This window comes from Streptosporangium sp. NPDC004631 (assembly GCF_053601935.1).
Genome location: NZ_JBSGCR010000025.1, coordinates 1 through 23,923, shown reverse-complemented (window position 1 = coordinate 23,923; position 23,923 = coordinate 1). Strand labels below are relative to the sequence as shown.

Sequence of the window (23,923 nt, the reverse complement as noted above, 5' to 3'; positions counted from 1 at the left end):
ACCCCCGAGGGACACCATGAGCTTTCACCCGTGGCGGAAGCGGTCCGCTCAGAGCGGATTGAGCGTGACCGGCGGCTGCCGCAGGACGTGGATCCTGGCGGTGGCGATGTCGAAGTAGAGGCCCACCAACTCCAGGCGTCCCGCACGGACGAGCCGGTCCACCCGCCGGTGGGTCCGCAGGTTCTCCAGCTGCTGGATCACGTTGACCCGGCAGAGGCGATCCAGCCGGCCGTCGTCGGTGCCGTCGCTCTCGGTGGTGACGAAACGCGCCAGACTGTGGTGGCCGTGGCGCAGCCACCTGCCGAGCGCGGGCAGATCCGTTTCCTTCTCGTCACCGCTGAGCAGCGCGGCCATGGCCCCGCAGCCGGAGTGACCGCAGACCGTGATGGTCCGGATGTTGAGCGCGCCGGTGGCGTACTCGATCGCGGCCGTCACCGAGTCGTCCGGCGGCACCGAGCCCTGGCGGGGGACCAGGTTGCCGATGTTCCTCACGGTGAACAGGTCTCCGGGGCCGCTGGCGGTGATCAGGTTGGGCACGATCCGGGAGTCCGCGCAGGTGATGAAGAGGTGTGAGGGTTCCTGTTTACGGGCCATCGCGTGCAGGAACGGGCGGACCAGCGGAGCCGTACGCCGGTGGAACTCCCGCGCCCCGGCGAGCAGATCCGGTATGGCGGGATCATGCTGTTCCGGCACCGGCCGGGCGGGTGCGGCGAGGCAGGTGTCCGTCGCCGTGTGGCCGGTCGATACGGTGGGCTCCTCCTCACCCGGCGCGTGCCGGACCGGGACGTCGGAGTCCAGGACCGCGAAGCCGGGAACACGGAGATCCTGGCCCGGGGGAGCGTGGGCCTGGGTGCCGTGGACCGGCGGACTCGGGAGCGTCGGCCGTCCCCGCCCCCGGTGGGCCCAGGGCAGCCACCAGCGGTCCGGTGCCCTGGGCGGTGACTTGGCGGGGAACATCCGGGAGCCGCTGGCGGCCATGGCGTACCACTCGTCGTGGATCTCGTCGATGTCCACGGTGCCGCCGCCTCGCTCGTGGTCGTGCCGCCAGGTGTGGATGGCCTCGAAGGCCGCGTTGTCCATGAAGTCGATGTTCAGATCCAGCTCCACCGCGGCCCCGGCCGGGATGGCGTGCAGTTCCGAGGTGATCCTGGGCACGCCCAGGAAGGTCAGCGAACCGCCGATCAGCACGTGCCAGCGCCCGTCGGACTCGGGCCTGGCCCGTATGGTCACCCAGGTGAGGCGGCGCAGCGCCGACAGCGCGGCGAGGCCGAGGCCGAACAGGATGCCCTCGGCGAGTCCCATCAGCACGACTCCGGCCATGGTGACGAGGTAGATCGGTATCTCCCCGTGGCCGCGCAGGTTACGGAGATGTCCCATGTTGACCATCTGGACGCCGATGAAGATCAGCAGGGCGGCCAGAGCCTCCATCGGGATCAGCGCGATCATCCATCCCAGGAAGACGGCGAACACGAGGATCCAGACACCGTGCAGGACCGTGGACCAGCGGCTGCGGGCTCCGGCGCGGATGTTGGTGGTGCTGCGCACGACGACCCCGGCGATCGGCAGCCCGCCCATCGCGCCGCTCACCAGGTTGGCCACGCCCTGGGCGGTGAGCTCCCGATCCAGATCGGACCTGCGGCCGTCGTGCAGCTTGTCGGTGGCCACCGCGCAGAGCAGCGACTCCACCCCGGCCAGCAGCGCCACGAGCATCACCGACGTGATGATCCCGTGCCAGTCGCCCTGAGGCCAGACCGGCGTGACCCACTCGCCCAGGTCCGTCGGCAGCTCGACCCGGGTGACGTCCCAGCTGAACGCCATGGCGGCCACCGAGGCGACGAGCAGGGCGGCCAGCGGTGCCGGGACGGCCCGGAACGGCTGGGGCAGGCGGGTCCAGCCGATCAGGACCGCGATGGTGAGCAGGCCGGCGAAGACCGCGTGGCTGTGGTTGTCGACGATCTGCCCGGGCAGTTCGACCAGGTTCTCGACCGCGGAGCGCTGTGGTCTGCCGCCGAGCACCACGTGCAGTTGGGCCAGCGCGATCACCACCCCGACCCCGGCCAGCATGCCGTGGACCACGGCCGGGGAGACCGCCAGCGCCGCCCGGGCGACCCGGGCCGCTCCCAGAAGGAGCTGGAGGACCCCCGCCAGCAGGGTTATGGTGCAGGTCGCCCGCCAGCCGTATGTCGCGACCAGCTCGGCGACCACCAGGGCGAGTCCCGCGGCGGGCCCGCTCACCTGCGCCACGGAGCCGCCCAGCAGGCCCGCCACCACGCCGCCGATCACACCCGCGGTGAGCCCGGCCACCAGTGGTGCTCCCGAGGCGACCGCGATGCCCAGTGAGAGGGGCACCGCCACCAGGAAGACCACCAGGGAGGCGGGCAGGTCGTGCCGCAGCACAGACGTGATGTTGCTTGTAGTGATCTCTCTGTCGCTCTTCGTGTCCGTCCCCATGAAGGAGACGGTATGTCGTCGAAGCCTCGCCGTTAAGTGATTACCGAACCCTTTTTACAGAGGCCGGAGGGAAATCAGCGGTAATAATCGGGATAGTCCGGATCCTGCGCCCGGTGATGGTTGCCCCGGGAGCTCCCGCGCCCCGACCCGTCAGGGGTGGCGGCCACTTCGGGGCCGTTGCCGTAGAGGTCGTCGTAGGTCGGCCAGGCCGGGGTGCCGCCCTCGACACCGCCGGAGGCGGGCTCCGGCCAGGCCGCGGGGGAGGCGGGCGTGGCCGGGGCGGGATCGTAGCCGTAGCCTCCGGCGGGCCTGGGAGCCGTCCGCGGGCGCTCGTCACGGGGCGAGACGGTCCTGGAAGGGCCGGTAGGGGTGGAGACCGCCGGGGTCGGGCCGGTGACGTCGTCGTCGATGGTGGCCCAGCCGGAGCTCACCTCGTAGGAGGCGGAGGCGGCGGGCGGCCCGTTGTACACCGGGGTCTGGTACGAGTCGTAGGACGGCGCCGGATCGTCCAGTATGTCGGCGGTGTTCGCCGTCTGCCAGCCTCCGGAGGCGGGGGAGGTGGCCCGGGCCCAGGGGTTGTCGGAGACGGGCTTGGGCGGCTCGGGCGCGGCGCCGGCGCCGTACGGTGCCGCGAGTGGGCCGGCACCCGGCGCGGCGGGAAAGCCGCCGCTGGTGGTGGGGCCCATCGGGGGGAGCGCTCCCGAGCCGGGGACCGGGGCGGGAGCCCTGCCGGTCGTGCCTCGGGCGGGGGCGGGGCCCCGGGCGGGCGTCGAACCGGTGCCGCGCGGGTAGGAGCCGCTCAGCGGGTCGTTCAGCGGGTCGGGGCGCGCCGAGGGCAGCGGGTCGGGGCGGGAGGGGGCGCCGGTGGCGGGGGTGCGCCCACCGCCCCGGCGGGAGCTCGACCGCGGGGTACGACCCTCGCCGAAGGCGCCGGGCGTGGGTGCCGCGAAGGTGACCGTCTTCTGCTCGGCGAGCGGGGCGGAGGTGGGAACCGGGTTCGGCTGAACCGGCTCGACCAGGTCGGCCAGGCCCGGGGGTGGCGAGGCGGAGGCTGCGGCCGCAGCGGGCCGGGGCGTCGCGGACGGCGGCACGGGTGCCGAGGCGGGCACGGACCGGGACGGCTGCGGCCTGGTCGGCAGCGGCGCCTGCATGGTCACCGCGTCGGCGTCGGCCTTCGGGGATCGGTCGTTCCGCCCTGTGGGGCGGCTCGCGCCCATCCGGGCCGCCAGGGACCCTCCGAAACCGCCCTCGTCGGCCTGGAGCCGCGTCCAGTAGTCGTCGTCGTAGTCGTCGGCCTCGCCGAACTCGTTCACGCCGCGTTTACCGCGTGAACCCGCGGGCCGGGGCTGCCGGGGCGGCTTGGGCTCGTCGAACGGGGTCAGGTCAGGGCTGAAGTGGTTCATCTTCGGCTCACGCGTCGCGAAGTCGTCGATGGACAGAGCAGGCGTCTGCGCCTCCTTCTCCGCCATCTCGCGCAGGCGTTCCGCGGGGAGTGCGCTCTCCCTGCGGCTCATCGACCGCATTCCCAGTGCCACGACGACGAGCACGAGGAGCACGACGGCGACCAGGCTTACTACGACCGCGATCATTGCACCACCCTCAAGGCCATGGCCTTCCAGCGGCGCCGGTGAGGTCGCGCGGCCATCGACGCGACCTGCCCCCTTGCATCACCTGCGCTCGGACATTGGATCTGATTGTGTCGGACCACTATGAGCGTTGTCACACCCTAAGTGAAGAATCGGTAACCATTACTACCTCCGGTGTTTGGCCTGTCACTGGATGTGGGTCGTATCGAGGCGTCCCCAGGCGATCGTCTTCTCCGCGATGCTCTTCAAGGTCCTGTCGAGGGAGGCGCCCTTGGCGAGGTCGACCTTGGAGTCGAGAGCGTAGACGGTGAAACGATAGTTCTCCCGGGGGCGGCACGGAGGGGCGTATCCCACCTTGCCGCTGGTCGTTCTCCCCTCCACGGCCCCCACAGGGACGCTGCTCTCGGCCACCTCGTTGGTGCGCGGGTCGATGTCGAACACGACCCAGTTCACCTCTCCACCGGTGCGTGAGTTGCCGTCGACCACGATCGCGACCGACTTGGTGCTGTCCGGAACACCCGACCAGCGCAGCGGCGGGTTGCCCACCGACCCCTCACACGAGTAGTCGGACGGCAGGAGGGCCCCGTCTCGCAGCCGGGGACTCGAAACGCTGATCGGCTCCAGGTGCAGCCGGTCGGCGGATGTGTAGTTGCCCACCATCCCGCAGCCTGAGGATACGACGACGAACGCCGCGGCCAGTGCCGTTCCGACGGCCTGCCGCGGGCGGCGCGTAGACGTGTTCGGCTGCCCCATGCCCGATGATGCTACGCGGGTCTGGAAGATGCGCCGACCGGATCGCAAGGTTCCATGGCGGGGAAATATGTGGGAATCGGACAGAATCGGAAGATGGAGAGAGTGAGGTTGGACACGTAGATCGGCTTCGCGGTCCTCGGCGGTCCGAGGATCCGCCGCCGGGGTGGAGGCGCGGAGGTCGGGGGCCGCCCGTCTCTGCCTGCTGCTTCTCGGCGCCCGCCGGGCCTGTGCCGCCCGCCCGGCCGCCGCGTCCGGTGGAAAGAGCGCCTCTCGTCCGGCCCTCCGGGGGACCGCCGCGGAGTTTCCGCGCGAAACTGTGATCCGCGGGGAACACCCGCTTTAAGACTCCAGCGGGTGGAGAGACCGGCGCCCCGGCGGCCTACCCGCCGCCCAGCTCCCGGTAGGGCCTTCTGAGCAGGTCGACGAGCGGGATGTGCCGCACCTTCACCGGCGGCGGTTCCAGCATCCGCAGCAGCAGGTCCGACGGGGCCGCCGCGTCCGGCCCGGGCCGCAGCCGGCTCAGCGAGACGCCGGGAGAGTAGAAGTCGGCCGTCCGCTCCTCGAACGGCACGTCCCCGGTCCGGGCCGGCTCCATGTCAGCTCACCGCCAGGGGACCGAGCCGCAACAGCTCGCGCAGCCGCTCGGTGGACAGGCCCGCGATCCAGTCCTCGCCGGTGCCGACCACCCTCTCGGCGAGCGACCTCTTCCCCTCGATCATCTCGTCGATCCGCTCCTCCAGCGTGTCCAGGCAGATGAACTTTCTGACCTGGACGTTCTTCGTCTGGCCGATCCGGAAGGCCCGGTCGGTCGCCTGGTCCTCCACCGCGGGATTCCACCACCGGTCCACGTGGATCACGTGGCCCGCGGCGGTCAGGTTGAGGCCGGTGCCCGCGGTCTTCAACGACAGCAGGAACAGCATCGGCTCCTCATCACGCTGGAACCGCTCCACCAGCTCCTCACGCCTGCTCTTCGACAGCCCGCCGTGCAGCCACAGCACCGGCCGGTCCAGCAGGGCGGCCAGGTAGGGCTGGAGGAGGGAGCCGAACTCGGTGTACTGGGTGAAGATCAGCGCCTTGTCCCCCTCCTCGACGATCTCCGCGGCCAGTTCCTCCAGCCTGGCCAGCTTCCCCGAGCGGCCGGCCAGTCGCGAGCCGTCCTTGAGCAGGTGGGCGGGGTGGTTGCAGATCTGCTTGAGCCGGGTCATCGTGGCCATCACGTTGCCGCGCCGCTCGATGCCGTGGAAGCCGTCGATCCTGTGCAGCATGTCGTTCACCACGGACTCGTACAGTTCGGCCTGCTCCGGGGTGAGCGTGCACCAGACCTTCATCTCCAGCTTCTCCGGAAGGTCGGAGATGATGGATCGGTCGGTCTTGAGCCGCCGCAGCACGAACGGGCCGGTGGCCCGTTTCAGCGCCGCGGTGGCGTCCTCGTCACGCCGGAGCTCGATCGGCTCCTGGTGACGCCTCCGGAACCGCACGGCGGGACCGAGCAGCCCGGGATTGCAGAACTCCATGATCGACCAGAGGTCGGAGAGGTGGTTCTCCACCGGGGTGCCGGTCAGCGCCAGCCGGGTCCTGGCCGGAATCGACCGTACCGCCCGCGACTGCAGCGTCGCACTGTTCTTGATCGCCTGAGCCTCGTCGCAGACCACCCTCTCCCACTCCAGGGCGGCCAGCGCCCCCAGGTCGCGCAGCACCGTGCCGTAGGTGGTGACGACCAGGTCGGCCCCCCCGTACGGCCGAGGCCAGCTCGTCGTCCCGCTTACGGGTGCCGCCGTGGTGGACGTGGACCCGCAGGGAGGGGGCGAACCTGGCCGCCTCCTTCTGCCAGTTGCCGACCAGTGACATCGGGCAGACCAGCAGCGTCGGGCCGGGCCTGCCGCTCTCCCGCTCCGACAGCAGCAGGGAGAGGGTGGAGACGGTCTTCCCCAGTCCCATGTCGTCGGCCAGGACGCCGCCCAGCCCCAGCCCGGACAGGAAGCTCAGCCAGGACAGGCCGCGCTCCTGGTAGGGGCGGAGCGTCCCCCGCAGGTCCCGGGGTACGCGGACCGGGGTGAGGCGGCGGTCGGCCTCGCCGGACAGGAGGTCGCCGAGAAGGCCGTCGGCGTCCACCGCGATCAGCGGCAGCTCCTCGTCGCCCCCCTCCACGACCTCGCGGATCACCTCGCCCACGGTCCTGTCTCCCCCGCCGTGCCGCTCGACGACCGCCAGCGCCGCCTTGAGCTGCCGATCGTCCAGCTCCACCCACCGGCCCTGGACCTGGATCAGCGGAATCCCGAGCCCGGCCAGCCCGGCCAACTCCGCCGGGGTGATCGTGTGATCGCCGACGACCACGTCCAGCCGGACGTTCACCCGGTCGTCCAGGCCGAGGTCCTCACCGCCGGTGACCGCGCGCGTGGTCAGTTTCAGCCCCAGCCCCTGGCGTCCCGTCCAGGCGGGCAGCCGCACGCCGTACCCGGCGGCCCTGAGCGCCGGAGCGCCGTTGCGCAGGAAGGAGAACGCCCAGGCCGTCTCGACCGTCAGACCGGTCGGCTCGGGGTCGCGCAGCGCGCTGTGCAGGTCGGGGTGGAGGCGTACGGCCCGCGCCAGGTCGGTACGGAGGATTTCCATCGGCCGTTCGGGCAGCCAGGGCGCCCGCTGCCCGGCGCGGATCCGGTCGGCGGGCAGATAATCGGCCACCGGAGAGGCCGAGGGGCACCCGGCGGCGGGAGCCGGTGGGGAGCGGTCCGCGCCTGGAGCGGGCGAGGCCTGACCTGGAGCGGAGGTGAGCGAGGGGTGCCCCGGGATGGGGGCGAGCCCGAACTCCACCCTCCAGGGACCGCCGTCCCGGACGGGTTCGATCAGCTGGAAACAGGCCCGCACCGGCCCGTCCAGCTGGTGCGCCGAGGCGGACCAGCCGTCGAGGGCGTCGCCGAGCGCCGCCACCTCGGCGGGCCTGCCGGCCGGAAGCGCGGCGTCCTCACCGGTCAGCGCGTACAGCCAGCGGTCGGGCAGGGGCGCTCTGAGCCCCGGCCGCTGGCCCACGATGAGCCGGTCGGGCAGCGACAGCCGGGCCGCGCCGTCCACCAGGCCGTTCAGCGTCTCCGTCAGCACCTCCTCCGACGGCCGCTCCTCGGAGACGGCCCTGCAGACCGGCGGCATCGCGGCTGCCACCGCGCGCAACGCGACCCGGTCGGCGCCGGTGAGCACGGGCCGCCATCGGGCCGCGGGGACGCCGTCCTCCACGACGAGCCCGGGCAGGACGCGGCCACGCCGCACCAGGCTCCGCGCGTGCTCGGCGACCACGGAGAGGTAACGGAGGGACAGACCCGGCCCCCACTCGGGTCTGCCGGTGTTTCCGGACGCCTCGTCGTCGGCACTCGGCCAGGAGCGCCCCCCGCCCGTCTCCGCGTTCACGCCCACGCCCGTGTCCGGACCGGTTAGGGCGCCGAGCAGGTGGAGCGCGCCCGCCGGGGGGAGCAGCAGCGCGGGGACGCGCCAGGTGAGGATCCTCGGACTCCGGGCACGGCTCGCCAGGCCGGACTCGGGAGAGGGCAGCGGGCCCCTGGCCGAACCGGGCAGCCTGATGGTCAGCTCGCGCTCCTTGGCCCCCGCCACCGGACCGGCCGGGGCCCCCGTGGAACCCGTCCCGTCCGTGCCGGACCCGCAAAGCGCCTCCGCCAGCGTGGTGGCCGGGGCCGCGAACGGATGGGGGCGGAGCGCGGCCCGCGAGGCCCGCGAGGCCGGGACGGCCCCGCGGGCGGTGTCCTCCGCCCAGACTCCCAGCCGCCCGTCCACCCATGCGCCGTGGACCACCAGCACACGACCACCCCGTTCTCGTCCGTTCCCACCGTTTTCGCCGGGCCGCCCCGGTCGCGGCCGGACCACGCGAACGTCGCCGTTCCCGCCTTCCCGGCCGTTCACGTTGTCCCGTTGGCCCGCCCCGGTCGTGGCCGGGTCGCGCGGACCTCGCCGTTCCCGCCCTCCAGACAGGTTAGATGCGGCTGCGGAACGCGCGGATCGCCAGCGGAGCGAAGACCACGGCGAACCCGGCGGCCCAGAGCAGCGAGATGAGTGAGGCCCCGGCGATCTCACCGCCGATCAGCAGGCCGCGGATGGCGTCGGCCAGATGGGTGACCGGGTTGACGTTCGACCAGGTCCTCAGCCAGCCGGGGAAGGTGTCGGGACTCACCAGCGCGCTGCTGGTGAACGTCAGCGGCATCATCGCCGAGAAGGCGATCATCTGCACCTTCTCCGGGCTGGACGCCTTCAGACCGATCAGGACCGACATCCACGACATGGCCAGGGCGACCACCACCAGCAGCGCCAGCGCGCCCAGCACGCCGGCCACACTGGTCTGCACCCGGAATCCCAGGATCATGCCGAAACCGACGAGAAGAACGAACGCCCACACCTGCTTGAAGGTGTCGGCGATGATCCGCCCGGACAGCGGCGCGGTCCGGGCGATCGGCAGGCTCCTGAGCCTGTCGAACACGCCCTTGGTGATGTCGGTGTTAAGGCCGATCGCGGTGGACAGCGTGTAGAAAAGGGCGTTCTGCACCAGGAGCCCCGGCAGGGCGAACTGCAGATAGTCACCCGTCGACCCCGAGATCGCCCCGCCGAACACGTAGGTGAACAGCAGCAGGAACATAATGGGCTGGATGCTCAGGTCGAGCAGCTCCCACGGGTTGTGCTTGATCTGGACCAGGCTGCGCCAGGCGAGCGTCATGGTCTGCTGCGCCGTGGTCAGCGGGCCGATGCGCCTGGTCGTGACCGGTAGGGCCGTCGAGATGGTCATGCGAACGTCTTCTCCTTCGCCGTGGCTCCGGTGTCCGCCATGCCCTCGACGTCCTCCGAGGCGGGCCCGTCCTGCGGCAGATGGCCGGTGATGGCCAGGAACACCTCGTCGAGGCTGGACTTGCGCAGCGCCAGCTCGGTGGCGACGACGCCGAGCTCGTCGAGCCGCCGTACGACGGCGGGCAGGACCGCCGGGTCGCGCACCGGCACCACGGCCTTACCGCCGTTCAGCTCCGGAGAGATGCCGACCACGTCGGAGACGACCTGGACGACCAGCTCCAGATGGTCCGCCTGAAGCGGCCTGACCTCCAGGATCTGCGCTCCCGTGGTCGCCTTCAGCTCGTCGGAGGTGCCCGAGGCGATCACCCTGCCGTGGTCGAAGACCACGATGTCATCGGCCAGCTGGTCGGCCTCCTCAAGGTATTGGGTGGTCAGCAGGACCGTCACCCCGTCGGCCATCAGGCCGCGCACGACGCTCCACAGCTCGGTACGGCTGCGCGGGTCGAGACCGGTGGTGGGTTCGTCGAGGAAGAGCACCTGCGGCCGCCCGACCAGGCTCGCCGCGAGATCCAGACGGCGGCGCATACCGCCCGAATATGTCTTGGCCGCCCGCCCGGCGGCGTCCGAGAGCGCGAACCGCTCCAGCAGCTCGGCGGCCCGCCGCCTGGATTCGGCTCTGGGCATGCCCAGCAGGCGGCCGATCATCACCAGGTTCTCCACCCCGGTGAGCATCTCGTCCACCGAGGCGTACTGCCCGGTGAGGCCGATCAGCGACCGCACCTGGTGGGCCTGCCGGATCACGTCGAACCCGCCGACCGAGGCCGTGCCCCCGTCGGGCCGGAGCAGGGTCGCCAGGATCCGCACGGCGGTGGTCTTGCCCGCGCCGTTCGGCCCGAGCACGCCCAGCAGCCGCCCCTGTGGCACGGCGAGGTCGACCCCGTCGAGCGCGACGGTCTCGCCGTAACGCTTTACCAGGCCCTCTGCCTGGATGGCATATCGCATGATCAACGCCCTCTCTATCGTCGTTCCGGCCCAGGATGCCGGACCCCACCGACACTTTCGGCGCCGCCGGCATCACAGGGCCGCCCGAGAGGGGCCCGAGGAGGGCCGGAAGGGGGCCGGAAGAGGCCGGAACGATCCGCCGGTGGACCGGCACCGCGCGCTCCGCCCGCCTGGGGCAGGGCTTCCGCCCTGTCCGGAGGGGAACGGATCCCGGCACATGACGGTTCGCCCGGTGCGGCGGGGCTTGCGCCCTCCCGGAGAGAAAACGATCCCCGTACACGACAGCCCACCCGCCGGGACAGGACCCTTTAGGCTGACAGCGTGAGAGACCACGCCAACAAGGACGGAAACGCCCCGGACGGGACCACGGCCGTGGGCCGGGTGGGTGACCGAGCCCTTGGGAGGGACCGCGTGCCGCTGCGTGATCCCGCCAACCGGGTCTCCCGTAAGGCCGTCGCGCTCTGGCTGCTGGAGCAGTTGTTCTGGTCCGCCGTCCTGATCGGCGGCTCGTTCCTTCTCGCGCGGTGGATCGACGGCGACCGATGGTCCTGGCTGCCCGGCTGGGTGTCCGGTCACATCTGGTGGTTGCCTGCGCTGATGACGGTGCTCGTGCTCCCGGCCGCGATCGCCGAGCCGTTCTGGCGTTACGCCGTGCACCGCTGGGAGCTCAGCGGGGACGTGGTCTACGCGCGTTCGGGGTGGATCAGCAGGGAGTGGGCGTTCGTTCCGGTCAGCCGGATCCAGACGGTCGACAAGGCGCAGGGCTGGTTCGAGCGGATCCTGGGACTGGCCACGGTCGAGATCCGTACCGCGTCCCACGCGGGATCGTCCACGATCAAGGGTCTCGACTACGAGGTCGCGGCCGCCCTGGCCGAGGGGCTGGCCCGGCGGGCCGAGGAGCTGAGGGACGACGCGACGTGACCGATCCGGCCCAGTCCCCGCACTTTCCCGCGTCTGCCGGAGACCCGGGTCCCGAGCCGTTTCCCGCGGACTCCCCGCCGTCCTCCGGGCCTCTGCCCGGAGGCTCTCCGGAGGGCTCCCAGACGGTCTCCCCGGATCCTTCGCCGGACTCCGGAGACCTCGTGGAGCCCGGCGCCCAGGCGCCCGACGCCGGGGGGCACGGGCCGCAGCCGACCGGGCCGCCGTTGCGGCTGAGCCCCAAGGTGCTGCTGACCGACCCGATCCGGATGCTGCCCTCCCTCTTCCTGCCGCTGGCCGGTGTCCTGTTCATCGGCGGGTTCTCGCCCGGATCCTTTGCCTGGGCGGCCTTCGGCGTCATCGGCTCCGTCGCCTACAGCGCGGTCCGCTGGGCCACCTTCACCTACCAGATCACGGGCGACAGGCTGGAGCTCACCCGGTCACTGATCAGCAGGTCGGTACGGACGGTCCCGCTGGAGCGGATCCGCGGTGTCGACGTCAGCAACCCGCCGCTGCACCGCCTGCTCGGCATCGCCGTGCTCAGGATCGACACCGGCGCGGGTGGTGAGGACAAGCAGGAGGGTGAGCTCGACGGCGTGACCGTCGCGGAGGCGGAGCGGCTCAAGGCCGTGCTGCTCTGGCACGCGCGCGCCCGGATGGCGCGGCGTGCCCAGGTGAGAGGCGCCGCGGCGGCGCCGGGGGAGGCCGGCCCCGCGATTTCGGCGACCGGCCGGGCTGCCGGGTTCCCGGCGGTCGCCGGTGGGCCCGCGGCGGCCGGGGGTTCCCCGACGGTCCGTCACGAGGTCGGCGAGACGACTCCGGAGCGGGTGTTCTTCGTGATACCGCGCGGGTGGCTCGCCTACGGCCCGCTGTCGGGGTCCTACCTGCTGACCCCGTTCGCGCTGGTGGCCGGTGCCGTGGGCCTGGCGTTCCAGTGGGGCAGGGAACTCAGGATCGACGGACGCGCCGTGGTGGGGGCGGGCGAGTGGCTCTGGGGCCATCCGCTCCTCCTCGTGGGCCTTCTGGCGCTGCTGGTGCTCGCCATGCCGGTCGCCGGTGCGATCATGTACGCGGTGTTCAACTGGAACTTCACCCTGCGCGGGCGGGAGGGGTACCTCGTCGCCGAGCGTGGCCTGATCACGCGCCGGAGCGTGTCGCTGGAGCGGCGCAGGGTGCGCGGATTCGAGCTGGTCGAGGGGGTGGCCGAGCGCTGGGCCGGGGTCGCCCGAGCCTGGGCGATCGTGACCGGCCTCGGAGACTCGCAGACCCGGGGTCAGCTGATGCCGGTGGTGCCGCGCGCCACCCTGCTGGACGTGGTGGGCGAGGCGGTCGGCCCGATCGCCACCGGCCTGCGGGCTCACCCGGTGGCGGCGCGCAGACGCAGGCTGTTTCGCGCGGTCTTCCCATGGCTGCTGGTCGCGGGCTGCGCGCTGGCCGCCGCCCTGACGTGGTCCCCGCTCTGGTGGGGGCCGGTGGCGGTGGCTCTGCTGCTGGCGGTGCTGGGCGTCCCGCTCGGCCTGGACCGCTACCGCTCCCTGGGGCACACCTACGACGGGGCGCGTCTGTCGGTCCGGTCGGGTTCGCTGCGCCGCTCCCAGGCCGTGGTGGAGGAGCGGGCCGTGGTCGGCTGGAAACTGACCCAGACCCTGTTCCAGCGTCAGGCGGGCCTGCTGACCGTGACCGCCGGGGTGGGCGCGGGCAGTGGAGGGTACGACGCGGTCGACGTCGGGGCGGCGGCGGGGGTGGCCTTCGCCGCCGAGGTAACCCCCGACTGGCTCGCTCCGTTCGTCGAATCCCGGTGAGCGTGGAGACCTCCGCCTCGGGCGGGGAGGGGAACGCCACGCGGTGACCGGCGGTCCGGCGGGGTGTCCCGTGGTGGCGGCGACCAGACCGCCGGACGCCTGACCGGCGACATTCCGGCGGGTCCGAGTTCACCGTTGGCTCCGGGCTCTCGCGGCTCCGGGTTCGCCGTGCGGCCCCAGGGACGGCGAGGCGGGGGCGACCGGTGTCCCGGTCTCACCCCGCCTCGCGGAGTGTCGTCAGTCCTGGCGGCGGGCGCCGAACATGATCTCGTCCCAGGTCGGTACGGACGCGCGCCGTCCCCGGGCCTTCTTCGCCGGGCGGGCCGGAGCCGGGGCCTGCTTGGGCGGTTCCGCCGGTTTGTCGGGCACCGGTTTGGCGGCCTCCGTCTCCTGCGCCGCGACGGCCGCGGGAGCCTCCTCCCTGACCGGTTCCGGCTGGGCCGGCTCGTCCACGCTGACGCGCGCCGCGGGCACCGCTATCGGCGTTTCCTGGGCCGGTCCCGGCGCGGGAGCGGGGGCCGGGGGGTGCTCGCGGGCGGGCTCCGGCTTCACCTCGGCCGGTTCGGCGACGCTCGCGGCGGAGGGGGACTCGGAGACGCGGGGGACCTCGGCCTCCTCCGCGACGGCCGGTGCGGGCGGGGAGCCGGCCTCGGCCCCCGCAGAGGAGGCGGCCGGTTCGGCGACCGGGGGGGCGGCGGGTCCGGGCTCTCCGGTCGCCTCGGCGGGTCCTGCGGGCCCAACGGCGGCGGGCACGACGGGCGCGGGCACGGCTGACCCCGCGATCGCGGCCGGTTCCGGCGCCCTGACCGGTTCCGGCGCCGGGGCCGGCCTCTCCGAGGCGCCGGGCTCCGGGGCGGCCACGGGGCCGGCGGGGACTGGAGCCGGTTCTGAGGCCCTGATCCGGGTGACGGGCTCGGCCGCCCTGGCCACCTCGGGGGTCCTGATCGGCTGTTCGTAGGGGACGGCGTCCGGGGCGCGCAGCGGCGGCACCGTGGACCTCGGCGGCTCGTATCCGGCGGGGAGCGGCGGCATCGGAGGCTGGACGTAGGCCGCGGGCGGCGCGGGTGGCACGGTCTCCGCCTGGGCCGCGGGAAGCTCGGGCTCGGCGTGGACGGGCCGGGGCTGGACCGGCTCGTGCCGCAGGACCGAGGGGAACGACACCGGGGGCTGGTTCAGCGGCTCCGGTGCCAGGGGCGGCACCGGTGCGAGCTTGGCCACCCGGGGCACGAACGGGGTGACCGTGGTGTCCTCGACCGGCTCGACGTACTCGCCGGCCGACAGGCGCATGGCCTCGTCGTCGTGTGGCGTGATGTGCCGCCGGCGCGGATCGAAGACCCACTCGGCGTTGCGGCTGTGGCCGTTCCACACGAAACCGAGCTTGATCCGCCACAGGTTGTCGTCACGTTTCGCGGAGTCCCAGTCGATCTCGTCGGCGGGTACGCCGCGCCGGGTCAGTCGTTCGGCGACCAGGTCACCGAGGGTGGGACCGGGAGCGGAGTCGCCCGGCAGCCGCACGGCGCACCGCTGCGCCTGCTGAGCCATGTACTCACGTTCCTGGAGCACGGGGCCCTCGAACCATCGCACGCGCTCGACCGGGATGCCCGCCGTGGCGGCGATCTCCTCCGCGGTCTCGCCGGCACGGATCCGGGCCTGGATCTCCTTGGGGCGCAACGGACTCTCCACTTCGATCTCGTACTGGCCGAGACGGGAGAAGTTGCCGCGGACGGCAGCACGGAGCCGGTCGTCGACGGGCAGCGTGAACCGGGTACCCCGGCCGGCCGTCGCCAGCACGAGATAGGTCCCGTCCTCACTCACCGCGACGAGTCGGAGCTCCTGCATGCGAGTCCCTTCGTCGTCGTGCTCAATCTTCCCCCGGACCCTTGAGTCTCTCGCGTGTGCCGGTTGCCTGCCAGCACCGTACCCGGCATGTCCGAACATCGCCTTCCTGGATGGGGCTCGCAGCGATGTGACGCCCGTCACATTTACTCCATCCATCTACTTATCGGGCACCGGTGCGGAGCAGTACGTTCGGAGTCCTCGACGGATTCTCCCCAATAACTCTGGGTGCCGTCGCGGACTTGGGACAAGAGCCGGGAGACGGTGACGGGGCCGGCCCGCTGGTCTCGGGGCGAAGTGCCGCCGGCGCGGTGTGCGGCGGCGGGCCTGGACGGCGGGAGAAGGTCATCTCCGGCGGACTCCCTTGGGGTTGAGCGGCGCAGGGCGTCTGCGAATCTGCCCGCCGTACCCGCCGTCGTAACGGTGGGACACGCCGATGCGTCATTCTTCGAGGGAGGCTTTACGCACGCCTTTACCGGAGGCCTGTGACACGGGGCCGATTCGGGGAACGGGCGGCGAGCGCCGGCTCGGCGGGGGAGCCCCCGGAAGTCCGGTGGATCGCGGGGCGCGCCCGGCCGCGAGGGCCTCCCCGCGGCACCCCTCAGCCCAGCACCGTGCCCAGATAGTCGTTGGCGAACACCCGTCCGGGGTCCAGCCGGTCGCGCAGTGCCCGAAAGTCCGCGAACCGGGGGTAGACGGTGGACAGGTAGGCCGCGTCACGAGTGTGCAGCTTGCCCCAGTGCGGGCGTCCGCCGTACCCGATCATGATCTCCTCCACGCCCTCGAAGTACGCCGGGTTCGGGGTCGGCCGGTAGACGTGGCAGGCGATGTAGGCCGAGTCCCTGCCGTAGGCGGTGGACAGCCACGCGTCGCTGGGCGGGGTGACCCGCACCTCGATCGGAAACGTGATCTTCCAGCCCCGCCGTTCCATGAGGTCGCGGGTGTCCCGGAGGGCCTGGCCGAGGTGCTCGCGCGCGATGGCGTACTCCATCTCCAGAAACCGTACGTCCCGCACACTGGCGAAGATCTTGTAGGAGGTGTCGGTGTGGGTCGAGGCCGACAGCGCCGCCGCCGAGATCGCGTTCAGCCGGGGGATCGCGCCCGGGAGGCGTTCGCCGATCCCGCACACCGCGCCGAACAGGGTGTTCTCCAGGAACCTGTTGTCCAGCCAGCGCCGGAACGCGCTCGGCGGGTTGGCCGGCCCCGCGCTCCGGTTGTTGCGCTTGGTCAGGCAGGTGTCGGTGTGCGGCAGCCAGAAGAAGTCCAGGTGCTCGTTGTCCGAGGTGATCGTGTCGAGCGAGTCGAGGATCTCGGTCAGCCTCATCGGCTGCCGGGTGCTGCGCAGCAGGAACGACGGCTCCACCCGGAAGGTCACCGCGGTCACCACGCCGAGCGCGCCCAGCCCCACCCGGGCCGCGTCGAACAGGTCCCGCTCGCTCACTCCGTCGCGGATCCTCCCGGTGCCGCCGCCGGACACCGTGACGACCTCGCCGTCGGCGAGCACCAGCTCCAGCCCGAGCACCTGGTCGGCCAGCCCGCCGGCCTCCCTGCCGGTGCCGTGGGTGCCGGTCTGGATGGCCCCGGCCAGGGTCTGGGCGGTGATGTCGCCCATGTTCGCCAGGGCCAGGCCCATCCGGTCGAGTTCCTCGTTGAGCACGCCGAGCGGCGTCCCCGCCGCCGCCGTCACCCAGCCGTCGCCGACCTCGCGGATCCCGGTCAGCGCGTCCGGCCGGAGCAGCAGGCCGTCGGTCAGCGCGACCCCGGTGAAGGAGTGACCGGTGCCGACCATGCGCACCCGCAGCCCCGCCGCGGCGGCGTCCCGCACGGCCCGCGCCGTCTCCGCCGTGGATGAGGGGGTGCGGACCTGCGCCGGGGTGATGGACTGGTTCCCGGCCCAGTTGCGGAAGGTGTCACGCATGCTTGCTCCCTGACTGTCGGCGTCACGAAGCACGCATGGTTCGTCCGTGGGGCCGGTTCACACTCACTTCGCCGCAAATATGAACAATACTCATGATTGCTGCTGCGGGACAGGGGACCGGAGCCAGGCGGAGCCGGTGACTCCGATGATCATGGCCAGCAGGGCGGAGGCGAACGGGAGGGCGTAGGCGTTGGAGGCGCCGAACGTGTCGGTGAGCCGCCCACCGGCCCAGGCGCCGAGCGCCACGCCGAACCCGACCGAGGTGGAGAGCCACGACATGCCCTCGGTGAGCAGGCGGGCGGGGACCAGCTGCTCGATCAGCGTGTAGCCCGTGATGATCGTCGGAGAGATGGCCAGACCGGCGAGGAACATCGCCGCCGCCATGATCCTGACGTCCCCGATCAGTGTGATCGGGGTCAGACCGGCCGCGAACACCCCGAGGGCGCGGACGAACCGGCTGCGCAGGGAGATCCTCCACCGCCGCGCGCCGTACCAGAGCCCGGAGACCAGGCTCCCGCTCGCGATCGCGGCGAGCAGCAGCCCCGCGGCGGCCTTGGCCCCGCGCTCCTCGGCGAACGCCACGGTGATCAGGTCCAGTGAGCCGAACACCGTCCCCATCGCCAGGAAGACGCACGAGAGCAGTGCGATCCCCGGGATGGTGATCGGGCTGCCCGGGTGCCTGCCGTCCGGTTCGGTCGGCGGCTCGGTGCCGCGCTGCATCGCGAAGGCGAGGGTGCCCGCCAGCGTGCACACCAGGGCGACGATCAGGCCGGCGTACGGGTTGACCAAGGTGGCCAGGGCGGTGACCAGCGCCGGTCCGGCGACGAAGATCATCTCATCGGCGACCGACTCGAAGGAGAAGGCGGCGTGCAGGTCGTCCGATCCCGTCAGCAGGTGGGACCAGCGGGCCCGCACCAGTGAGCCGAGCGAGACCGCGCTCACCCCGACCAGGACACCGGTGGCGAACAGCGTCCATATCGGCGCGCCGAACTCCCCGCAGAGCATCAGCCCCGTCAGTGCGGCGCCGTGCGTCAGGACGAGCGGGACGATTACCCTGGCCTGGCCGAACCTGTCCACCAGGCGTCCGGTCAGGGGGGCGGCGACGGCGTAGGAGACGCTGACGGTGGCCGCGACCGCGCCCGCCATGGCATAGGAGTCGGTGAGCGCCTGGACCAGCAGCACGATGCCGATGCCCAGCATCGACATCGGCATCCGCCCGAAGAACCCTGCGACGACGAATCCCTTGACGCCGGGCCTGCTGAACAGCCTCCGGTAAGGCCCGACCACTGGAAGTCCCCTTTCGGGCGGTATGGGCGTGGATCGCATCGACGATTCCGTACCGGTCCGCCACTCGGCAAATCGTTTTTCATGCGACTTCTTACGCAATGCCACACATCATGGTCACCTGGGGCTAACGTGAGCGCAGTGTGGCATCTTCCCAAATTAGGGGTGTTCGTCACGATACTGGCCGTGATCGCCTTCGTGGCCATCGGGGGCGCGGTGCTCATCGTCACCCGTCCCGCCGACTCCCCCACGGCCACCGTCGCCGATTCCGTCGCCGACCCCGACGTCCGGGACCTGACGAGGCTCGTCCCGCAGGCCGAGCCGGTACGGGCCGACCCCACTCCGGCCGGTACGGCGCCGGCGGAGCCGGCCCCCGAGACCTCGGCGTCCCCGGTCACCGGCGGCCCGGGAGTCACCCCCACCCCGCCCCGGCTGCTCGTGGTCTCCCAGTCGACGCTGCCGGAGCGGACCAAGGAGGACATCTCCCGGCTCAGGCACGTTCAGAAGATCGACTCCTTCGACGGCGGGGCGGTCAGGGTGTCGGGGGCCGGGCTCAACCTGCTCGCGGTCGATCCGGTGAGGTTCCGGGCCTGGGTCCCCGAGGCCGTCGCCGGCCATCCGGAGGTGTGGAGCGCGCTGGCCAGGGGGGAGTTCGTCGCCGACGGCTCGGCGGTGCGCCGCCTCGGGCTGGTCCTCGGCTCGCAGTACCAGGTCGACGGCGGCCCCCGGCTCCGGCTCGCGGCGTCGGCCTCGTTCGGCCTGCCCGGAGTCGACGGCCTGGTGGGCACCGAGACCGGGCGGCGGCTCGGCCTGCTGCCCGGTGTGGCACTGCTGGTGCACGGTCCGGAGGAGGCGACGGCCGCCCTGAGCACCGGGGTGCGCAAGCTGCTGAGTTCGGGCGCGCAGGTGGTCACGGTGGGCGGGAGCCGTACCGCGAAGGCCACCGCGGACGGAACGGCGGCCGGGACCGGGACCGCGGCCGGGGACGGGATCGGTGCGGGGGAGAAGGCCGGGGACGGGACGGGGAAGGACGGCAGCGCGACGGGGACGGCCGACGGAGGGGAGGCGCGCCCGGCCCGGCGGGCCACGGTCGGGCGGCCCGGCAGCTATCTGGAGCTGTACCGCAGGTCGGCGGCCGTCTGCCCCGGCCTGTCGTGGACGGTGCTGGCCGCGATCGGCCAGGTGGAGAGCTCACACGGACGCAACAACGGGCCGTCGTCCGCGGGGGCCCTGGGGCCGATGCAGTTCATGCCCGCCACCTGGAAGGCCTACGGCGTCGACGGTGACGGTGACGGCGCCGCCGACATCTGGAGCGCCTACGACGCCGTCCCCTCGGCGGCCAGCTACCTGTGCGCCAACGGCGCGGGCCAGGGCGGGACGAAGCTGGAGAAGGCCGTCTGGTTCTACAACCACTCCTGGTCGTACGTCGGCAAGGTCATGTCCATCGCCCGGGCCTACGCCTCGGCCTACCCCTGACGCCCGCCTGTGACGCCCGCCCTCGACGCGCGGCCCCTGGCACCCGCCCGCGGCGGCTACCTGTGACGGCGGGGCAGGGCCGGGCAGCAGGTGGCCGCGCACGGGACCGGCTCGGGCTCGGCGAGCAGCTCGCCGACCATCGAGACGAACCGGGGGTGTGTGCCGGCGGTCGCGGCCCTGGCCAGCGGCAGGCCGATCCTCGCGGCCAGGTCCGCGGCCTCCACGTCGAGGTCGTAGACGACCTCCATGTGGTCGGAGACGAAACCGATCGGCACCAGCACCACCGCCGGGGCGTCGAGCCCGCGCAGGTGGTCGCAGACGTCGGGCTCCAGCCACGGGATGTGCGGCGGGCCGCTCCGGCTCTGCCAGACCAGGTCCCACTCCCGCCCACCGCCGAGCCCGGCGGTGACCGCCGAGGCCGTCCGCAGCAGCTGCTCCCGGTACGCCCCGCCGCGCGGCCCGGCCGTGTCGGCCATCGAGACCGGGATGCTGTGCGCGGTGAAGACGAGCCGCGCGGCGTCCCTGTGCTCGGCGGGCAGCCGCTCCAGGGCTTCTCGGGTGTGGTCGACCATGGCCGCGACGAAGCCGGGGTGGTCGAAGTAGTGACGGAGCTTGACGACCTCGGGGGCGCCCTCGACCGCGGCCCTGGCCAGCGCGATGTCGTCGATGTACTGCCGGCAGGCCGAGTAGGAGCTGTAGGCGGCGGTGACGAAGGCCGCCGCCCGGCGCACGCCGTCGGCGGCCATCCGGCGCAGCGTGTCCTCCAGGTAGGGGTGCCAGTTGCGGTTGCCCCAGTAGACCGGCAGGTCCACGGTCGGCTCGACGGCGGCGATCAGGTCGCGGCACTGCTGGTTTATCGGGCTGTGCCCGCCGAAGCGCTGGTAGTGCGCCTCGACCTCCAGCAGCCGTTCGCGGGGGACCTCCCGGCCCCGCACCACGTTCTCCAGAAACGGCATCACGTCGTCCGGCTTCTCAGGTCCCCCGAACGAGACGACGAGCAGTGCGTCGTAAGTCCCCATGGCACTCATCAAACCGCATGCCGGGACGTTCTCCCGCCCGGTCACCGCGGCTCATTCGAAAAGCGGGCCTTTCCCGAATACGTGATCGGAGAAGACACGCGGGGTAGGTTCGGAGCGTGACGCCATTTAGCGACATCCGCGACTATGTCGGCTTACCGCGGGTGACATCCCTGCGGCTCTCCCCCGATGGCACTCGCCTGGTCGGTGTGGTCCAGGCACTGAACCCCGACGGCAAGTCCTACGGGACGTCCCTGTGGGAGATTCCCCTCGACGGCGGCGCGCCGTACCGGCTCACCAGGTCCGCGCAGGGTGAGGCCGGGGCGGAGTTCACCGCCGACGGTGATCTCCTGTTCTGCTCCCGCCGCCCCGACGCGACCGTCAAGGACCCCGACGACGACGTCTCCGCGCTCTGGCTGCTCCCGGGAACCGGGGGCGAGGCCAGGCAGATCGCCTCCCGGCCCGGCGGGGTGACCGGGTTCGCCGTCGGCGGGCCGAGCGTGGTCTTCGGCTCCGACGTGCTTCCCGGTGACGAGGCCACCGAGGCCGAGCGGCGCGCGAACCGCAGGGACGGCGGGGTCGGCGCGATCCTGCACGAGAGCTACCCGGTCCGTCACTGGGACCACGACCTCGGCCCCGGTGAGGCCCGGCTGTTCGCCGGAACCCTCGGGGACGACCGGCTGACCGAGGTCAGGGACCTCACCCCGCAGCCGGGTCGGGCGCTGTTCCACTCCTCCTACGACGTCACGCCGGACGGCGCCACGGTCGTGACCAACTGGGCGGTGCAGCTGCCCGCCGGGGAGCTCGGCTGGCGGCTGGTGGCGATCGACACGGCCGACGCCGGCACCCGGCGGATCCTGGGGGAGCCCGACGGGCACGACTTCGAGGGGCCGGTCAGGATCTCTCCCGACGGGCGCCTGGTCGCGTGCGTGCGCACCAGCCACGCCGACACCGTCCGGATCCCCGAGGTCACCCTGTGGATCGCGGACCTGGCCACGGGCGAGGGGCACGCCGTCGGCGGCGAACTGTGGCCGGTGGACTTCGCCTGGGCGCCCGACTCCCGGTCGCTGTACCTGGCCGCCGACCACCGGGGCCGCCGCCCGATCTTCCACGTCCCGGCAGACGGCTCGGAGCCGGTCAGGCTCACCCCCGACGACGGTTCCTACCTGTCGCTCAACGTCGCACCCGACGGCGCCGTCTACGCGTTGCGCGGCGCGATGGACCGTGCTCCCCGGCCGGTCCGCGTCACCGCCGCCGGTACGGTCGAGGAACTGGCCTCCCCGGCCCCCGAGTACGAACTTCCCGGAACCCTGACCGAGGTCACCGCGACCGCCGACGACGGCGCGACGGTCCGGGCCTGGCTGGTGCTGCCGCGGGACGCCTCGGAGGAGAGCCCGGCCCCGCTCCTGCTCTGGGTTCACGGCGGTCCGCTGTCGAGCTGGAACGACTGGTCCTGGCGGTGGAACCCGTGGATCATGGCCCAGCACGGGTACGCCGTACTGCTGCCTGATCCGTGCCTGTCCACCGGTTACGGCCCCGAGATGATCCGGCGTGGCTGGGGTGACTGGGGGCCCCGCACCCACGCCGACCTGATGTCCGTCACGGACGCCGCGCTGGAGCTGCCCGGGGTCGACGCGGCCAGGACCGCGGCCCTGGGCGGCTCGTTCGGCGGCTACATGGCCAACTGGATCGCCGGGCACACCGACCGGTTCAGGGCGATCGTCACCCACGCCTCGCTCTGGAACCTGGATCAGTTCGCCGGCACCACCGACGCGGCCATGTACTGGCAGCGCGAGTTCGGCACCCCGGGAGGCGAGCTGTACCGCGCGCTCTCCCCGCACCTGTCGCTGGACGACATCCGCACGCCGATGCTGGTCATTCACGGAGACCGGGACTACCGGGTACCCCTCGGCGAGGGGTTGCGGCTCTGGTGGGACCTGCGGCGTACGGGGGTGGAGTCGAAGTTCCTGTACTTCCCCGACGAGAGCCACTGGGTGCTCAAACCCGGCAACGTCGTGGTCTGGTACGAGACCGTGCTCGCCTTCCTGGCCCAGCACGTCCTCGGTCAGGAGTGGAAACGGCCGGAGTCGCTGTCGTGAGGCCGGGGGGACCGGGGGCCGGTGGGCGACCGGCGACGCGGGCGCGGATCCTCACGCGGGGTGGGCGAGCGAGCGGAGGGGGACGGTCGTGGAGAGCGTCGTGACCCTCGTCCGGCTGGCCGAGGAGATCTCCAGGGAGGCCGGGGAGATGCTCCTGGCCAAACGGCCCGCCCGCCCCGAGGTGCTGGCGACCAAGTCCAGCCCCACCGACGTGGTGACCGCGCTCGACCGGGCGTCGGAGCGGCTGATCCGCGACCGGATCAGGGAGGTCAGGCCCAAAGACGCGATCCTCGGCGAGGAGGGCGGCCTGACCGGTGACGGCAGGGTCCGCTGGATCGTGGACCCGATCGACGGAACGGTCAACTTCCTGTACGGCCTGCCCGAGTGGGCGGTCAGCATCGCGGTCGAGGTCGACGGCGAGGTCGTCGCGGGCGTGGTCAACGCGGTGCCCCGGGGCGAGGTCTTCACCGCGGCCAGGGGCGAGGGCGCCTGGCTGGCCGGGGAACGGCTGCGCTGCAACACCGGGGTGCCGCTGGACCGGGCGCTGATCGCCACCGGGTTCGGCTACGGGACCGGCCGGCGGAAGGTCCAGGCCGAGGTGCTCGCCCACGTGCTGCCGCGTGTCCGTGACATCCGCCGCGGCGGCTCGGCGGCCCTGGATCTGTGCTCGGTGGCGGCCGGGCGGGTGGACGGCTTCTACGAACGCGGCCCTGAGTACTGGGACTACGCGGCCGGCGGTCTCATCGCCGTCGAGGCCGGGGCCAGGATCGGCGGGTTGCGCGGCAGGCCGTACAGTCCCGAGCTGACGATCTGCGCGGCACCGGGGCTCTTCGCGGAACTGCACGAACTGCTGGTCCCGCTCGACCCCGAACGCGACGCCTGACCCGCGCGGGCGCCCGGCGCGTGGAAACACACCCGGTGTGCGGCGGGGGCGCCCCGCAGCCCCGCCCCGGTGCGGTGGCTGAGGGCTCGCGGGGCCTGTACATCACCCGTGTGTACAGCACAA

The 23,923-nt window shown here is 72.4% G+C and carries 16 protein-coding genes and 1 pseudogene; 5 read left to right on the top strand and 12 right to left on the bottom strand.

The window, feature by feature from the left end; all coding sequences use genetic code 11:
• Nucleotides 1-48: 48 nt before the first annotated feature.
• The 8 genes and pseudogenes from ACWEF2_RS22965 to ACWEF2_RS22930 form a co-directional block, all read right to left on the bottom strand.
• Nucleotides 49-2,451 carry a SulP family inorganic anion transporter gene (locus ACWEF2_RS22965; protein WP_453818261.1) on the bottom strand — a complete coding sequence of 801 codons (2,403 nt, stop codon included), beginning with the start codon at nucleotides 2,449-2,451 and terminating at the stop codon, nucleotides 49-51.
• A gap of 74 nt (nucleotides 2,452-2,525) precedes the next feature.
• Nucleotides 2,526-4,040 carry a hypothetical protein gene (locus ACWEF2_RS22960; protein WP_453818259.1) on the bottom strand — a complete coding sequence of 505 codons (1,515 nt, stop codon included), beginning with the start codon at nucleotides 4,038-4,040 and terminating at the stop codon, nucleotides 2,526-2,528.
• A 183-nt stretch (nucleotides 4,041-4,223) separates the two neighbouring features.
• Nucleotides 4,224-4,790: a YbhB/YbcL family Raf kinase inhibitor-like protein gene (locus ACWEF2_RS22955; RefSeq protein ID WP_453818257.1), complete on the bottom strand. Its 567-nt coding sequence runs from the start codon at nucleotides 4,788-4,790 to the stop codon at nucleotides 4,224-4,226.
• 379 nt (nucleotides 4,791-5,169) lie between these two features.
• On the bottom strand, nucleotides 5,170-5,385 hold the full coding sequence (locus ACWEF2_RS22950; protein ID WP_453818255.1) for a hypothetical protein: 216 nt from the start codon (nucleotides 5,383-5,385) through the stop codon (nucleotides 5,170-5,172).
• Nucleotide 5,386: 1 nt separating this feature from the next.
• Nucleotides 5,387-6,487 (bottom strand): DEAD/DEAH box helicase, encoded by a 1,101-nt coding sequence (locus tag ACWEF2_RS22945; protein WP_453818253.1) that lies wholly within the window; start codon nucleotides 6,485-6,487, stop codon nucleotides 5,387-5,389.
• A gap of 121 nt (nucleotides 6,488-6,608) precedes the next feature.
• Nucleotides 6,609-7,400, bottom strand: a pseudogene (locus tag ACWEF2_RS22940) (SNF2 helicase-associated domain-containing protein); the annotation flags it as partial.
• A 1,363-nt stretch (nucleotides 7,401-8,763) separates the two neighbouring features.
• Nucleotides 8,764-9,567 carry an ABC transporter permease gene (locus ACWEF2_RS22935; RefSeq protein WP_453818251.1) on the bottom strand — a complete coding sequence of 268 codons (804 nt, stop codon included), beginning with the start codon at nucleotides 9,565-9,567 and terminating at the stop codon, nucleotides 8,764-8,766.
• Nucleotides 9,564-10,568 (bottom strand): ATP-binding cassette domain-containing protein, encoded by a 1,005-nt coding sequence (locus ACWEF2_RS22930; protein WP_453818249.1) that lies wholly within the window; start codon nucleotides 10,566-10,568, stop codon nucleotides 9,564-9,566. The genes ACWEF2_RS22935 and ACWEF2_RS22930 overlap by 4 nt, the downstream gene beginning before the upstream one ends.
• Before the next feature lie 321 nt (nucleotides 10,569-10,889).
• Here ACWEF2_RS22930 and ACWEF2_RS22925 point away from each other — a divergent pair, with 321 nt between their 5' ends.
• Nucleotides 10,890-11,489, top strand: a complete 600-nt coding sequence (locus ACWEF2_RS22925) for a PH domain-containing protein (protein ID WP_453818247.1) — start codon at nucleotides 10,890-10,892, stop codon at nucleotides 11,487-11,489.
• A 161-nt stretch (nucleotides 11,490-11,650) separates the two neighbouring features.
• Nucleotides 11,651-13,288 carry a PH domain-containing protein gene (locus ACWEF2_RS22920; RefSeq protein ID WP_453818245.1) on the top strand — a complete coding sequence of 546 codons (1,638 nt, stop codon included), beginning with the start codon at nucleotides 11,651-11,653 and terminating at the stop codon, nucleotides 13,286-13,288.
• Nucleotides 13,289-13,525: 237 nt separating this feature from the next.
• Here the strand turns inward: ACWEF2_RS22920 and sepH are convergent, their stop codons facing one another.
• The 3 genes from sepH to ACWEF2_RS22905 all read right to left on the bottom strand — a co-directional run bounded on the left by sepH (nucleotide 13,526) and on the right by ACWEF2_RS22905 (nucleotide 18,329).
• On the bottom strand, nucleotides 13,526-15,127 hold the full coding sequence (gene sepH / locus ACWEF2_RS22915; protein ID WP_453818243.1) for a septation protein SepH: 1,602 nt from the start codon (nucleotides 15,125-15,127) through the stop codon (nucleotides 13,526-13,528).
• A gap of 598 nt (nucleotides 15,128-15,725) precedes the next feature.
• Nucleotides 15,726-17,042, bottom strand: a complete 1,317-nt coding sequence (locus tag ACWEF2_RS22910; RefSeq protein ID WP_453818241.1) for a D-arabinono-1,4-lactone oxidase — start codon at nucleotides 17,040-17,042, stop codon at nucleotides 15,726-15,728.
• 90 nt (nucleotides 17,043-17,132) lie between these two features.
• The gene (locus tag ACWEF2_RS22905; protein WP_453818239.1) at nucleotides 17,133-18,329 is read right to left on the bottom strand and encodes an MFS transporter; all 1,197 of its coding nucleotides are present in this window, start codon (nucleotides 18,327-18,329) and stop codon (nucleotides 17,133-17,135) included.
• Between the two features lie 129 nt (nucleotides 18,330-18,458).
• Between ACWEF2_RS22905 and ACWEF2_RS22900 the strand changes: the two genes are divergently transcribed.
• Complete coding sequence (locus ACWEF2_RS22900; RefSeq protein WP_453818237.1) at nucleotides 18,459-19,802, top strand: lytic murein transglycosylase; 1,344 nt, start codon at nucleotides 18,459-18,461, stop codon at nucleotides 19,800-19,802.
• A gap of 56 nt (nucleotides 19,803-19,858) precedes the next feature.
• Here the strand turns inward: ACWEF2_RS22900 and ACWEF2_RS22895 are convergent, their stop codons facing one another.
• Nucleotides 19,859-20,821 (bottom strand): ferrochelatase, encoded by a 963-nt coding sequence (locus ACWEF2_RS22895; RefSeq protein ID WP_453818235.1) that lies wholly within the window; start codon nucleotides 20,819-20,821, stop codon nucleotides 19,859-19,861.
• Between the two features lie 116 nt (nucleotides 20,822-20,937).
• On the opposite strand from ACWEF2_RS22895, the gene ACWEF2_RS22890 reads away from it, so the two are divergent.
• Both ACWEF2_RS22890 and ACWEF2_RS22885 read left to right on the top strand, forming a co-directional pair.
• A complete protein-coding gene (locus ACWEF2_RS22890; protein WP_453818233.1) occupies nucleotides 20,938-22,917 on the top strand; it encodes a prolyl oligopeptidase family serine peptidase in 1,980 nt (659 codons plus the stop codon).
• Between the two features lie 88 nt (nucleotides 22,918-23,005).
• Nucleotides 23,006-23,800 (top strand): inositol monophosphatase family protein, encoded by a 795-nt coding sequence (locus ACWEF2_RS22885; protein WP_453818231.1) that lies wholly within the window; start codon nucleotides 23,006-23,008, stop codon nucleotides 23,798-23,800.
• The last annotated feature ends 123 nt before the right edge of the window (nucleotides 23,801-23,923 follow it).

What these genes read in the sequence shown, in the direction of transcription:
- ACWEF2_RS22965 (WP_453818261.1), bottom strand. Translation starts at nt 2,451, where the DNA reads ATGGGGACGGACACGAAGAGCGACAGAGAGATCACTACAAGCAACATC.
- ACWEF2_RS22955 (WP_453818257.1), bottom strand. Translation starts at nt 4,790, where the DNA reads ATGGGGCAGCCGAACACGTCTACGCGCCGCCCGCGGCAGGCCGTCGGA.
- sepH (WP_453818243.1), bottom strand. Translation starts at nt 15,127, where the DNA reads ATGCAGGAGCTCCGACTCGTCGCGGTGAGTGAGGACGGGACCTATCTC.
- ACWEF2_RS22910 (WP_453818241.1), bottom strand. Translation starts at nt 17,042, where the DNA reads ATGCGTGACACCTTCCGCAACTGGGCCGGGAACCAGTCCATCACCCCG.
- ACWEF2_RS22930 (WP_453818249.1), bottom strand. Translation starts at nt 10,568, where the DNA reads ATGCGATATGCCATCCAGGCAGAGGGCCTGGTAAAGCGTTACGGCGAG.
- ACWEF2_RS22895 (WP_453818235.1), bottom strand. Translation starts at nt 20,821, where the DNA reads ATGGGGACTTACGACGCACTGCTCGTCGTCTCGTTCGGGGGACCTGAG.
- ACWEF2_RS22950 (WP_453818255.1), bottom strand. Translation starts at nt 5,385, where the DNA reads ATGGAGCCGGCCCGGACCGGGGACGTGCCGTTCGAGGAGCGGACGGCC.
- ACWEF2_RS22935 (WP_453818251.1), bottom strand. Translation starts at nt 9,567, where the DNA reads ATGACCATCTCGACGGCCCTACCGGTCACGACCAGGCGCATCGGCCCG.
- ACWEF2_RS22960 (WP_453818259.1), bottom strand. Translation starts at nt 4,040, where the DNA reads ATGATCGCGGTCGTAGTAAGCCTGGTCGCCGTCGTGCTCCTCGTGCTC.